This window comes from Micromonospora sp. NPDC018662 (genome assembly GCF_044391475.1).
GTDB lineage: Bacteria > Actinomycetota > Actinomycetes > Mycobacteriales > Micromonosporaceae > Micromonospora.
Window position 1 is genome coordinate 179,940 of the sequence record NZ_JBISAC010000001.1, and the last position, 12,382, is coordinate 192,321.

12 protein-coding genes and 2 tRNA genes are annotated in these 12,382 nt (G+C 69.7%); 10 read left to right on the top strand and 4 right to left on the bottom strand.

The window, feature by feature from the left end:
• The first annotated feature begins 2 nt into the window (after positions 1-2).
• Together recF and ACH495_RS00870 are read left to right on the top strand one after the other, a co-directional pair.
• The gene (recF, locus tag ACH495_RS00865; RefSeq protein WP_396855710.1) at positions 3-1,136 is read left to right on the top strand and encodes a DNA replication/repair protein RecF; all 1,134 of its coding nucleotides are present in this window, start codon (positions 3-5) and stop codon (positions 1,134-1,136) included.
• A complete protein-coding gene (locus ACH495_RS00870; RefSeq protein ID WP_396855711.1) occupies positions 1,126-1,815 on the top strand; it encodes a DUF721 domain-containing protein in 690 nt (229 codons plus the stop codon). Before recF ends, ACH495_RS00870 begins: the two co-directional genes overlap by 11 nt.
• A 9-nt stretch (positions 1,816-1,824) precedes the next feature.
• Here the strand turns inward: ACH495_RS00870 and ACH495_RS00875 are convergent, their stop codons facing one another.
• Positions 1,825-2,379 (bottom strand): hypothetical protein, encoded by a 555-nt coding sequence (locus ACH495_RS00875; RefSeq protein WP_396855712.1) that lies wholly within the window; start codon positions 2,377-2,379, stop codon positions 1,825-1,827.
• 546 nt (positions 2,380-2,925) lie between these two features.
• Here ACH495_RS00875 and gyrB point away from each other — a divergent pair.
• The 6 genes from gyrB to ACH495_RS00905 all read left to right on the top strand — a co-directional run bounded on the left by gyrB (position 2,926) and on the right by ACH495_RS00905 (position 10,184).
• Positions 2,926-4,872 carry a DNA topoisomerase (ATP-hydrolyzing) subunit B gene (gyrB, locus tag ACH495_RS00880; protein ID WP_343444277.1) on the top strand — a complete coding sequence of 649 codons (1,947 nt, stop codon included), beginning with the start codon at positions 2,926-2,928 and terminating at the stop codon, positions 4,870-4,872.
• A gap of 132 nt (positions 4,873-5,004) precedes the next feature.
• Entirely contained in the window at positions 5,005-8,784 is a 3,780-nt protein-coding gene (gene gyrA, locus ACH495_RS00885; protein WP_396855713.1) for an intein-containing DNA gyrase subunit A, read from the top strand.
• A 3-nt stretch (positions 8,785-8,787) separates the two neighbouring features.
• Positions 8,788-9,702, top strand: coding sequence for a DUF3566 domain-containing protein (locus ACH495_RS00890; protein ID WP_396855714.1), 915 nt, complete (start codon positions 8,788-8,790; stop codon positions 9,700-9,702).
• 150 nt (positions 9,703-9,852) lie between these two features.
• Positions 9,853-9,926, top strand: a tRNA-Ile gene (locus tag ACH495_RS00895).
• Positions 9,927-9,969: 43 nt separating this feature from the next.
• Entirely contained in the window at positions 9,970-10,098 is a 129-nt protein-coding gene (locus ACH495_RS00900; RefSeq protein ID WP_013283222.1) for a DLW-39 family protein, read from the top strand.
• Between the two features lie 10 nt (positions 10,099-10,108).
• A tRNA-Ala gene (locus ACH495_RS00905) sits at positions 10,109-10,184 on the top strand.
• A gap of 302 nt (positions 10,185-10,486) precedes the next feature.
• On the opposite strand, the gene ACH495_RS00910 is transcribed toward ACH495_RS00905, so the two are convergent.
• The 3 genes from ACH495_RS00910 to ACH495_RS00920 all read right to left on the bottom strand — a co-directional run bounded on the left by ACH495_RS00910 (position 10,487) and on the right by ACH495_RS00920 (position 11,585).
• Positions 10,487-10,897 (bottom strand): type II toxin-antitoxin system VapC family toxin, encoded by a 411-nt coding sequence (locus ACH495_RS00910; protein ID WP_396855715.1) that lies wholly within the window; start codon positions 10,895-10,897, stop codon positions 10,487-10,489.
• A complete protein-coding gene (locus ACH495_RS00915; protein WP_396855716.1) occupies positions 10,894-11,172 on the bottom strand; it encodes a type II toxin-antitoxin system Phd/YefM family antitoxin in 279 nt (92 codons plus the stop codon). Before ACH495_RS00915 ends, ACH495_RS00910 begins: the two co-directional genes overlap by 4 nt.
• Positions 11,173-11,393: 221 nt before the next feature.
• A complete protein-coding gene (locus ACH495_RS00920) occupies positions 11,394-11,585 on the bottom strand; it encodes a hypothetical protein (RefSeq protein ID WP_396855717.1) in 192 nt (63 codons plus the stop codon).
• 108 nt (positions 11,586-11,693) lie between these two features.
• Between ACH495_RS00920 and ACH495_RS00925 the strand changes: the two genes are divergently transcribed.
• Together ACH495_RS00925 and ACH495_RS00930 are read left to right on the top strand one after the other, a co-directional pair.
• The gene (locus tag ACH495_RS00925) at positions 11,694-11,996 is read left to right on the top strand and encodes an ArsR/SmtB family transcription factor (protein WP_396856484.1); all 303 of its coding nucleotides are present in this window, start codon (positions 11,694-11,696) and stop codon (positions 11,994-11,996) included.
• Entirely contained in the window at positions 11,993-12,379 is a 387-nt protein-coding gene (locus ACH495_RS00930) for a VOC family protein (protein ID WP_396855718.1), read from the top strand. The genes ACH495_RS00925 and ACH495_RS00930 overlap by 4 nt, the downstream gene beginning before the upstream one ends.
• The last annotated feature ends 3 nt before the right edge of the window (positions 12,380-12,382 follow it).

The window sequence follows — 12,382 nt, forward strand, 5'->3', positions numbered from 1 at the left end:
CTGTGTACGTCCGCCGGCTCGAACTGGTCGACTTCCGCTCGTACGAGCGGGTCGGCGTCGACCTGGAGCCGGGTCCGAACGTGCTCGTCGGCGCGAACGGCGTCGGCAAGACCAACCTGGTCGAGGCGTTGGGCTACGTGGCGACCCTGGACTCGCACCGGGTCGCCACGGACGCCCCGCTGGTGCGGATGGGCGCCACCGCAGCGGTGATCCGCTGCGCGGTGGTGCACGAGGGTCGGGAACTGCTCGTCGAGTTGGAGATCGTGCCGGGCAAGGCGAACCGGGCCCGACTCGGCCGGTCCCCGGCCCGCCGCGCCCGGGACGTGCTCGGCGCGCTGCGGCTGGTGCTCTTCGCGCCGGAGGACCTGGAACTCGTCCGCGGCGACCCGGCCGAACGCCGCCGCTACCTCGACGACCTGCTGGTCACCCGCCAGCCGCGCTACGCCGGTGTCCGCGCCGACTACGAGCGGGTGGTCAAGCAGCGCAACGCGCTGCTGCGCTCCGCGTACCTGGCCCGCAAGACCGGCGGCTCACGCGGGGGCGACCTGTCCACGCTCGCCGTCTGGGACGCCCACCTCGCGCAGCACGGGGCCGACCTGCTCGCCGGGCGGCTGGAACTGGTCGCCGCGCTCACCCCGCACGTCGCCAAGGCGTACGACGCGGTGGCGGCCGGGCGGGGCGCGGCCGGAATCACCTACCGGCCGTCGGTCGACCTGCCCGATCCGGCCGCCGACCGGCCGGCGCTGGTCGAGGCGCTGACCGCCGCGCTCGCCGCGAGCCGCGCCGCCGAGATCGAACGCGGCACCACGCTGGTCGGCCCGCACCGCGACGACCTGGCCCTCGCCCTCGGTCCGCTGCCCGTCAAGGGGTACGCCAGCCACGGCGAGTCCTGGTCCTACGCGCTGGCGCTGCGGCTGGCCGGGTACGACCTGCTGCGCGCCGACGGGATCGAGCCGGTGCTGGTGCTGGACGACGTCTTCGCCGAGCTGGACACCGGCCGGCGGGACCGGCTGGCCGAGCTGGTCGGTGGCGCCAGCCAGCTCCTGGTCACCTGCGCGGTGGACGACGACGTGCCGGTGACGCTGCGCGGTGCCCGCTACACGGTCGGCGAGGGGACGGTGCGACGTGCCGGATGACGGCGAGGTGCGACTGCCGCCCGCGCGGCTCGGGCCGGGGCGCGACGGTGGGACGGCCGCACGGGCGGGGCGGGGCGAGTCCGCCGCGCGTACCCCCGGAAAGCCGACGGGCGGCGAGCGGGCCGCGGCGCGTACTCCGGGGAAGCCGGCGGGCGGCGAGCCGGGCGCGGCGCCGGAGGGCGCGGCCGGGCCGGAGCTGGCCCGGGCGGTGCTGGACGCGGCGAAGGCCAAGCGTCAGGCCGCGGCCGGCACCCGACGACGCAGCGCGGTCCGCGGCGACGGCGAGAAGCGGCTGCGCGGCTACTCGGGGCCGGGCCCGGATCCGCGCGACCCGCAGCCGCTCGGCGCGGTGCTCGACAAGCTGGTCAAGGCGCGGGGCTGGCAGCAGCCGGCCGCCGAGGCGACCGTCTTCGGCGCCTGGGAGAAGGTGGTCGGCCCGGAGGTCGCCCAGCACAGCCGCCCGGTGAAGCTGGAGGACGGCGAGCTGACCGTGGAGGCCCGGTCGACGGCGTGGGCCACCCAGCTGCGGCTGCTGGCCGGCTCGCTGCTCAAGCAGATCGCCAGCGAGGTCGGCCACAACGTGGTGCGCAAGCTGCACATCCACGGCCCGGCCGCGCCGTCCTGGTCGCGGGGCCCGCGTCGGGTGCGCGGCCGTGGACCGCGCGACACCTACGGCTGACCGGGCGACTCAGACGTCGGCGTAGACGGCGAAGCCGCGCTCCGCGCAGCGCCGGTAGAACGCGGCCAGCACGCTCAGCTCGGCGCAGGTGAAGTTCCACTGCGGCGGATCGCCGCTGTCGTCCCGCAGCTTGTCGAGCCGGCTCTCCAGCCAGCGGAGCTGCTGCTCGGCCAGCCGCCCGTCACCGAGCAGTGCGCGCAGCACCTCGCTGACCGACTCGAACGTCACCGCCTCGCCGTGCGGTCGGTGCCGGGCGACGAACTTCTCCACGCCCTCGGCGATCCAGGAGCAGCCGTCCGGGTCGATCACGGGGTCCTCGTCCTCGGCCGCGTTCTCCGTGGCGTAGAGCACATTCTCCAGGCCGAGGATCAGGTCGACCAGTTCGGTGTACGCGGTGGCCCGCACCGTGCCCGTCTTCGCGATCAGCTCGGCGAGCGCGGCGGTCGGGGCGGAGATGCGTGGCACGTCCACGATTTCGCCGAAGTCCACGAACTCGGCCGGTGCGACCGGATCGTAGAAGCGGCCGGTACGCGGCCAGTGCACCGCGACGTTGTCCAGCCCCATCTGGCGTCACCTCTCACCAAGCGTCTGTCGGACCATCTCAGCGATGGTCCCCGGTCCGGGCGCGAAAGATCAAGACCGCAACGGCGGCGTCGCAAAAGGTACGGCACGTCGCGTTCCGCCGCGACCCCCGGTCCGCGAACCACAGGTGACCGACCCGGGGACCCGGACCGGTCACGGTGGCCGGTGGCACGGCACGGCGTCGGTGGCGTGTAGGGGGAGTCGCGGGCAGCGAGGTTCGTCCGGCTACGGCATTCTCAGCCGCCTCTCCAGGGGTGCCGAGTGGCGGTTTGGTCGGCTGCGCACAGTAAGATTGGAGGCGAGACGAAAGACCCGACACGGAGCGACCGACATGGGCCCCCAGGGCCCTTGATCATTGTGCCGCATCGGGTCCGAGCCGATCGCGATCCGCGGGCAACCGCGGCGCCCGGCGTACACGATCCGTGACCTGGTGATCCCGGGGGCGGCCCGGGCACGCCGACGTCGCGTCCTGTCCGCCGAACCCGCGCCCCGCGCCCACGCGCGGCCGGTGCGAGAAAGTGGCCGAGCGTGGCAGCGGAGGACAACAAGAAGTACGGCGCCGAGTCCATCACCGTGCTGGAGGGCCTGGAAGCGGTCCGCAAGCGGCCCGGTATGTACATCGGGTCCACCGGCGAGCGCGGTCTGCACCACCTGGTGTGGGAGGTCGTCGACAACGCGGTGGACGAGGCCATGGCCGGCTACTGCGACACCATCGACGTGGTGCTGCTGGCCGACGGTGGCGTCCGGGTCACCGACAACGGCCGGGGCTTCCCGGTCGACCTGCACCCCAAGCTGAAGAAGCCGGGCGTCGAGGTGGCGCTGACCGTGCTGCACGCGGGCGGCAAGTTCGACGGCAAGGCGTACGCGGTCTCCGGCGGTCTGCACGGCGTCGGCGTCTCCGTGGTCAACGCGCTCTCCACCCGGATGGCGGTGGAGATCCACAAGGACGGCTTCGTCTGGCGGCAGCGCTACAACCAGTCGAAGCCGACGCCCCTGGAGAAGGGCGAGCCGACCGACCGGACCGGCTCCGCGGTCTCCTTCTGGCCCGACCCGGACGTCTTCGAGACCGTCGACTTCGACTTCCACACCATCTACCGGCGCCTCCAGGAGATGGCCTTCCTCACCCGCGGCCTCACCATCCACCTGCTCGACGAGCGGGTGCCGGAGGACGAGGACGGCAAGCTCCGCGAGGTCACCTTCCACTACGACGGCGGCATCGCCGACTTCGTCCGGCACCTCAACGCCTCCAAGAGCCCGATCCACAAGACGGTGGTCGAGTTCGGGGCCGAGGAGACCGGCATGTCGGCCGAGATCGCCATGCAGTGGAACGAGTCGTACGGCGAGTCGGTCTACACCTTCGCCAACAACATCAACACCCACGAGGGCGGCACCCACGAGGAGGGCTTCCGGGCCGCGTTGACCAGCGTGGTCAACCGCTACGGCGCGGAGAAGAAGCTGCTCAAGGGTGACGAGCGGCTCTCCGGGGAGGACATCCGCGAGGGTCTGGCCGCGATCATCTCGGTCAAGCTGACCGACCCGCAGTTCGAGGGGCAGACCAAGACCAAGCTGGGCAACACCCCGGTGAAGGGCTTCGTCCAGCGGGTCTGCAACGAGTCGCTGGTCGACTGGTTCGACCGCAACCCCGCCGAGGCGAAGATCATCATCACCAAGGCGTCCCAGGCCGCCCGCGCCCGCATCGCCGCCCAGCAGGCGCGCAAGCTGGCCCGGCGCAAGTCGCTGCTGGAGTCCGGCTCGATGCCGGGCAAGCTGGCCGACTGCCAGTCCACCGACCCGCGCGAGTCCGAGGTCTTCATCGTCGAGGGCGACTCGGCCGGCGGCTCGGCGAAGCAGGGCCGCGACCCGCGTACCCAGGCGATCCTGCCGATCCGCGGCAAGATCCTGAACGTGGAGAAGGCCCGGATCGACCGGGTGCTGAAGAACAACGAGGTCCAGGCGCTGATCACCGCGCTCGGCACCGGCATCCACGACGACTTCGACATCGAGAAGCTGCGCTACCACAAGATCGTGCTGATGGCCGACGCCGACGTCGACGGTCAGCACATCCAGACGCTGCTGCTCACCCTGCTGTTCCGCTTCATGCGGCCACTGGTCGAGCTGGGCCACGTCTACCTGGCCGCCCCGCCGCTCTACAAGATCAAGTGGAACAAGAAGGGCGACGACGCCCAGTACGCGTACTCGGACCGGGAGCGCGACGGGCTGATCGCGCTGCGTCAGCAGAAGAAGGCCAACGCCAAGCCGGACGACATCCAGCGGTTCAAGGGTCTCGGCGAGATGAACTACCCGGAGCTGTGGGAGACCACGATGAACCCGGCCACCCGCACCCTGCGCCAGGTCACGCTCGACGACGCCGCCACCGCGGACGAGCTGTTCAGCGTCCTGATGGGTGAGGACGTCGAGGCGCGCCGGTCGTTCATCCAGCGCAACGCCAAGGACGTGCGGTTCCTGGACATCTGACGGACGCGTGCCCGGGCCGGCCGGAGATCCACCGACCGGCCCGGTGGTCCACAGAGTTATCCACAGCCTGGCCGCTTTCCACAGCCGTTATCCACAGCTAGATCACGACTCTGAGTCTGATAAGGGTTAACAGTGACCGATCTTCCCGAGTCCACCCCGAACGAGCCGGAAGCCCCGGAGACACTGGCCGCGGTCGTCCAGCACGACCGCATCGAGCCGGTCGGCCTCGAGGTCGAGATGCAGCGCTCGTACCTCGACTACGCGATGAGCGTCATCGTCGGGCGCGCCCTGCCGGACGTGCGGGACGGGCTCAAGCCGGTCCACCGCAAGATCCTTTATGCGATGTTCGACTCCGGCTACCGGCCGGACCGGGGCTACGTGAAGTGCTCCCGCGTGGTCGGCGACGTGATGGGCCAGTTCCACCCGCACGGCGACTCGGCCATCTACGACGCGCTGGTCCGGATGGCGCAGCAGTGGTCGCTGCGCTACCCACTGGTGGACGGCAACGGCAACTTCGGTTCGCCCGGAAATGACCCGGCTGCGGCCATGAGATACTGCATTACCCCAGATGTCCGCATTCGTACCGCTGACGGCAGCGTGCGGATCGGCGACGTCGTGCCGGACGTCGCGCCGAGCAGCGAGACCGACGTCGAGCTGAAGGTCCGCGACCGCAACGGCGACCTGGTCCGCGCGTCGAAGTTCTTCCACTCCGGCGAGCACCCCACGCTGCGGCTGCGCACCCGTGAGGGGTACGAGCTGACCGGCACCCACAACCACCCGGTGCTCTGCCTGGTGAACGTGGCCGGCGTGCCGACCCTGCTGTGGAAGCTGCTCGCCGAGGTCTCCCCGGGCGACCGGGTGGTCCTCCAGCGCAGCGTGCCGGACGAGATCGGCTACCCGATGCTGGAGCACGTCGAGGCGGCCGTCCTTGCCGGCGCGTTCGTGTCCGAGGGGTGGGTGTCCGAGAGCCGGGCCGGATTCGACAACGTGGACCGGGAGTTCTTCGTTCGGGTCCTCGCCGCCTACGACCTCGCGGTGGGCGGTCCCCGGTATGTCTCCGAGCGGGTCATCGCCTCCGGCAGCACGCTGCACGAGCTCGACGTGCAGAACCTTTCCGCGCTGCGCGCGAGCGTGCTGGGCGAGCTGGTCGGCGCGCGCAGCGCCGCCAAGTTCGTGCCGGAGTTCGTCTGGCGTGGGCCGGCCGCGGTGAAGCGCGCCTTTCTTCAGGCACTGTTCGAGGGCGACGGATCGTCGTCGTTGCTGCCGCGCCACACCATCCAGGTGTCGTACTCGACGCGCAGCGAGCGTCTGGCCCGCGAGGTGCAGCAGCTCCTGCTGGAGTTCGGTGTCATCAGCCGGCAGTGCCGGTACGACGACGGCGAGATCAAGGTCGTGGTCACCAACCGGCGGGACGTGCGGATCTTCGCCGCCCAGGTCGGTTTCCTCGGCCGTAAGCAGACCAAGCTGGAGTCGGAACTGGCCCAGGTGCCGGCGAGCAGCACCGCGCTCTCCGGCGACATGGTGCCGTTCGTCGGTGACTTCATCCGCGAGCACGGCGCCACGCGGTGGACCGAGCGCGACTGGCTGCGCCGGCACAACGTGGACCGGGTGGAGCGGTGGGAGCGGGACCGCGACGAGATCGCCGCCCGGATCACCGAGCCGGGCATCCTCGACGTGGTCGAGCCGTTGGTCGACGGCCGGTTCTACTACGCCGAGGTGACCGAGGTCACTGATGCCGGAGTTCAGCCGGTCTACAGCATCCGGGTCGACACCGACGACCACTCCTTCGTCTCCGACGGGTTCGTCAGCCACAACACCGAGTGCAAGCTCGACCCGCTGGCCATGGAGATGCTGCGGGACATCGACGAGGACACCGTCGACCTCCAGGACAACTACGACGGCCGGGCCAAGGAGCCCACCATCCTGCCGTCGCGGATCCCGAACCTGCTGATCAACGGCTCCGAGGGCATCGCGGTCGGCATGGCCACCAAGATCCCCCCGCACAACCTGCGGGAGATCGGCGCGGCGGTGCAGTGGTGCCTGGAGCACCCGGAGGCCGATGAGGCGACCACGCTGGAAGCCCTGCTGGAGATCGTCAAGGGCCCGGACTTCCCGACCTACGGCCTGATCGTGGGCCAGCAGGCCATCCAGGACGCGTACCGGACCGGGCGCGGCTCGATCCGGATGCGCGCGGTGGTCGAGGTGGAGGAGGACAAGCGGGGCCGGCCGGCACTGGTGGTCAGCGAGCTGCCCTACCAGGTCAACCCGGACAATCTCGCCGAGCGGATCGCCGAGCTGATCAAGGAGGGGAAGCTCGCCGGCATCGCCGACATCCGGGACGAGTCCTCCGGGCGTACCGGCATGCGGATCGTGCTGGTGCTCAAGCGTGACGCGGTCGCCAAGGTGGTGCTGAACAACCTCTACAAGCACACCCAGCTCCAGGAGACGTTCGGCGCCAACATGCTGGCGCTGGTCGACGGCGTGCCGCGCACGCTGAACCTGGCGCAGTTCATCCGCTACTACGTCGAGCACCAGATCGAGGTGATCCGCCGGCGGACCGCGTTCCGGCTGCGCAAGGCGGAGGAGCGGGCGCACATCCTGCGCGGCCTGAGCAAGGCGCTGGACGCGTTGGACGAGGTGATCGCCCTGATCCGGCGTTCACCGACGGTGGAGGACGCCCGGCAGGGCCTGATCCGGCTGCTGGAGATCGACGAGGTCCAGGCGACCGCGATCCTGGACATGCAGCTGCGCCGGCTGGCCGCGCTGGAGCGGCAGCGGATCCTGGACGACCTGGCCAAGCTCGAGGTGGAGATCGCCGATCTCAAGGACATCCTGGCGAAGCCGGAGCGGCAGCGGAAGATCGTCTCCGACGAGCTGGGCGAGATCGTCGCGAAGTGGGGCGACGAGCGGCGGACCAAGATCGTGCCGTTCGACGGCGAGGTCTCCATGGAGGACCTCATCGCCCGCGAGGACGTGGTCGTGACGATCACCCGCACCGGGTACGCGAAGCGGACCAAGGTCGACCTGTACCGGTCGCAGCGGCGTGGCGGCAAGGGCGTGAGCGGGGCGACGCTCCGGCAGGACGACATCGTGAGCCACTTCTTCGTATGCTCTACCCACGACTGGATCCTGTTCTTCACGAACAAGGGTCGGGTCTACCGGGCGAAGGCGTACGAGCTTCCCGAGGCCAGTAGGGTGGCCAAGGGCCAGCACGTGGCCAACCTGCTCGCGTTCCAACCGGACGAGCAGATCGCGCAGATCATCGAAATCCCGAACTACCAGGTGGCGCCCTACCTGGTACTGGCCACGAAGAACGGCCTGGTGAAGAAGACGCGGCTCGAGGAGTTCGACTCCAACCGTTCCGGCGGCATCATCGCGGTCAACCTGCGCGATGAGGACGAGCTGGTCGGTGCGGTGTTGGTGGCTCCGGAGGACGACCTGTTGCTGGTTTCCAAGAACGCGCAGGCGATCCGCTTCAACGCCACCGACGAGGCGCTGCGTCCGATGGGCCGGGCCACCTCGGGGGTGATCGGCATGCGCTTCAGCGGCGAGGACGAGCTGCTCGCCGTGGAGGTCGTCCGGGAGGGCCTGGACGTGCTGGTCGCGACGAACGGGGGGTTCGCGAAACGTACCCCGATCGAGGAATACCCGGTCCAGGGCCGGGGAGGTAAGGGCGTGCTGACTGCGAAGATCACCGAGCGGCGCGGTGGTCTGGTCGGCGCGGTCGTGATCGATCCGGAGGACGAGCTGTTCGCCATCACGAGCAACGGCGGCGTCATCCGGACTCCGGTGAAGCCTGTACGCCGTACGCGTGACCGGAACACAATGGGGGTCAAGCTGATGGACCTCCCGGACGGCGTGACTATCGTGGCGATTGCTCGCAATGCCGACGAGCCTGACGAACAGGACTAGTTGATGACGGAGACACAGGCGAAGTCGGGGAACAAGGGGACCTCGGCCACCCCGGTCGACGAGGAGGCCGCGCAGGGCGGTACACCAGCGACCGGCCGTGCGGCCGTGGGTCGGGCCACGGTCCCCGCCGACGCGCCTGCCCCGAAGTTCACCCGGGCCCCCGGCATGGCCCCGCCTCCCGACAAGCCGGCCGAGGGTTCGGAGTCCCGCGACTCGACCGAGACCAAGGTCGACGCGCCGACGTCGGCCGAGGGCTTCGCTGCTCTCGGCGCGCCGAAGCCCGCCACGAGCACACCGCCGACCAGGCCGACAGCGACCGCCCGTGCCTCCACCGGCACGACCGGCACGCAGCCGCGCATCGGCGCCGGCCTGGGCACCGCCCCGAAGGGGGCACCCGAGGCCACCGGCCCGGCCGGCGGCGCCCCGGGGCGCCCCGCCAACGGGGGCGGCCTGCCGCCGGGCATCAGCGGCGCGGCGGCGGTCGGCGCCGCGCGCGTGGGTGAGGCGGTACGCGCCGCGCGTACCTCGGTCAGTTCGGCCGCGTCGCGCGGGCCCCGCCGGGCCCGGTTGAACCTGAAGCGGATCGACCCGTGGTCCGTGATGAAGTTCGCCTTCGCGGTCTCGGTGGTGCTCTTCATCGTGGTGGTCGTGGCCACGTCGGTGCTCTACCTCGCGCTCGACGCGATGGGCGTGTTCAAGAGCGTCAACGACAGCCTGACCGATCTGGTGAACGCCGGCGGCGGTTCGGGGGGCGGCGGGTTCCGCATCACCGCGAAGGGCGTGATCCTGACGTCCGCGCTGATCGGCCTGGTCAACGTGGTGCTGTTCACCGCGCTGGCCACGCTGAGCGCGTTCGTCTACAACGTCTGCGCCGACCTGGTCGGCGGGATCGAGCTGACGCTCGCCGAGCGGGACTGATACAGACCGACGCCGGGGCGCCGCGTAAAGCGGTCGCCCCGGCGTCGTGCGTCCGGGTAGGTTCGAGACGTGATGGCGCGGGTGTTTCCGCCAGGGGACCCCGATTTGGGCGCGCTGACGGGGATGGGTTAACCTTGCTCGTCGCCACGCGGGGCTATAGCTCAGTCGGTTAGAGCGCAGAGCTGATAACTCTGAGGTCGCTGGTTCGATTCCAGCTAGCCCCACCGCACATCGTCCGACGGTCGTCGAGCGCGAGGGGTCAATCCCATGTTCAAGAAGCTCCTGATCCTGGCCGGCATCGTCGGGGTGGCCGCCGTCGTGGCCAAGAAGGTCAAGGCGTCGAACGACGAGCGCGCCCTGTGGCACGAGGCCACCACCGCCCCCGACCTGCGCTGAGCGCCGTCTCGGGGCCCTAGCTCAACTGGCAGAGCACTGCCTTTGCAAGGCAGGGGTTAGGGGTTCGAGTCCCCTGGGCTCCACCAGCACTTTCCTCGGTTGATCTCGGGTCCGAGGACAGCCATTCGTACAGCCAAGCGTTTCACGCTGTCCAGTGACCAGCCCGCGCCGAGCAATGTGCTCATCTGCGAAGCACCTCGTTTCGCAGATGAGCAGGCGTCCCCGGCCCAGGTGAAGGCAGGGGTAGGGGTTCGAGTCCCCCGGTTTCCACCCGAAACGGATACCCGAACGGAGGGGTGCAAGGTCGCGGAAACGCAGGCCACGGCCGATGTCGTGGTCGCGCTGCCGGACGGCGGCCGGACCATGCACCGGGTGGTGGATTTGTGGATCAGTTCTGGCCGGGGCTTGCTACGGGTAGTCCTGCTTCCTTGGCGCATTCGAGTAGCCGCCGGTCGTAGGTGACGAAGGCGGTCAGTGCCGTGCCTGACTCGTTGGTCAACACCTGGGCGGTGGCCAGGTGGATGGCGTCGAGGCTGCGGAGCGTCGGCTCGGCGAACGCGGCTGCGGTCGCACGGATCGTGCTGTCGATCTCCAGTCGGAACAGCCGGCCGACGGCAGCCGGCACTCCGATCAACGCTTGCGGAGCTGAACGGCGCAGCGCTCGGGGCACTTCCACCTCGACGAGGGCGGAGGAGACCAGCGGCACGTCGTCGTGCGAGTTGAGCCAAGAGACAAGGTCGGCGCTGTAGATCTCCTGCCGAACCAGCTTGACGACGGCAGCTGAATCGAGATAGATCACCAGCGCTCCTCGTCGCGCATCGCAGCGAGCGAAGCTGCCACGTCCACCTTTTCGTCACCGAGCTTCGGTGGAAGTGGCACAGAGCCGCCGCCGGTGGGGGCGACGGCTCGTCCTGCCGCTACCAACTTGGCCAGTATCGACCTGTCGTCGCCTACCGGAACAAGTCGCGCGATCGGGTGTCCCCGGTCGGTGATCTCGACGGTTTCGCCGCCACTCACGCGAGCCAGCACCTGGCTCGTGTTCTGGTTCAGCTCTCGGACACCGATGCGTTCCATGACACGAGTGTAGAACTAAATGTTCTACGGTCCTAGCTCCTGGCGTCACCCGGGCTGCCTGTTCGCCGACCAGAGAGGTCAACGAGTTCCAGGTCATGGCGAATGGCCGGCGGTCCGGTGGAGTCGTCTCGGAACCATCGCGCAAGCCGTCACGCCGTCTCTTCCTCGCCCGACACCTGATCGACGACCGCGGCAGCCCGCCGCGGGAAGATCAGCCGTTGTCAGCCCTCGGAATCGGTTGTCCCGCGCAACCACAGCCCCACACCTGCCAGGCCGCAGGCGGCTCCTGCGATCGCGATGGCAGCTTGCGCCACGTCTGGGATGTCGTCCCGGAACGGGAAAGCGCGCGAGGCGACCAGCGCCAGGAACGCTACGACCAGAAGGACGGCGGCAAGGGCGCGCTGACGAGTCATGGATGCCTTCCGCGGGCGAGGTTGGCGATGGTGATCTCCATTCGTATCAGGTGCAGTGCGTTCGCCGCCTCATGGACATCCCCATTGTAGGCAAGTAATGACTTGCCTATAGTGGCTGACGTGGGTGATCTGTACCAGGCGCTGGCCGACCCCACCCGCCGGCTGATCCTCGACGAGCTGACCGAGCGCGACGGTCAGACGCTGTTCGAGATCTGCGGCCGGTTGGCCACCCGGCACCAGGTCGGCTCGTCCCGGCAGGCGATCTCCCAGCATCTCGACGTGCTGGAGGCCGCCGGCCTGGTCGTCACGCGCCGGCAGGGCCGGTACAAGTTCCACCACCTCGACACCCGGCCGCTGCGCGCCATCGCCGAGCGGTGGCTCAGGCCCGAACCCACCCGGGAGACCTCATGAGAATCAACCTGACCAGCGTGTACGTCGACGACCAGGAGAAGGCCCTGCGCTTCTACACCGACGTGCTGGGCTTCGTGAAGAAGACGGACGTGCCGACCGGCGAGCACCGCTGGCTGACCGTCGTCTCGCCGGACGCCCCCGAGGGGGTCGAGCTGCTGCTGGAGCCGGACGCCCACCCGGCCGCCAAGGCGTTCAAGGAGGCCCTGGCGGCCGACGGCATCCCGTTCACCCAGTTCGCGGTGGACGACGTCGCCGCCGAGCACGACCGGCTGCGGCAGCTCGGCGTGCTGTTCACGCAGGAGCCGGTGGACATGGGCCCGGTGGCCACCGCCGTCTTCGACGACACGTGCGGCAACCTCATCCAGATCGCCCAGTACAGGTAACGT

Excerpts from the sequence above, each read along its gene's own strand:
- ACH495_RS00875 (WP_396855712.1), bottom strand. The coding sequence starts at position 2,379 with ATGGGGCTGGACAACGTCGCGGTGCACTGGCCGCGTACCGGCCGCTTC.
- ACH495_RS00890 (WP_396855714.1), top strand. The coding sequence starts at position 8,788 with ATGACGGAGACACAGGCGAAGTCGGGGAACAAGGGGACCTCGGCCACC.
- ACH495_RS00900 (WP_013283222.1), top strand. The coding sequence starts at position 9,970 with ATGTTCAAGAAGCTCCTGATCCTGGCCGGCATCGTCGGGGTGGCCGCC.
- ACH495_RS00915 (WP_396855716.1), bottom strand. The coding sequence starts at position 11,172 with ATGGAACGCATCGGTGTCCGAGAGCTGAACCAGAACACGAGCCAGGTG.
- ACH495_RS00920 (WP_396855717.1), bottom strand. The coding sequence starts at position 11,585 with ATGACTCGTCAGCGCGCCCTTGCCGCCGTCCTTCTGGTCGTAGCGTTC.
- ACH495_RS00930 (WP_396855718.1), top strand. The coding sequence starts at position 11,993 with ATGAGAATCAACCTGACCAGCGTGTACGTCGACGACCAGGAGAAGGCC.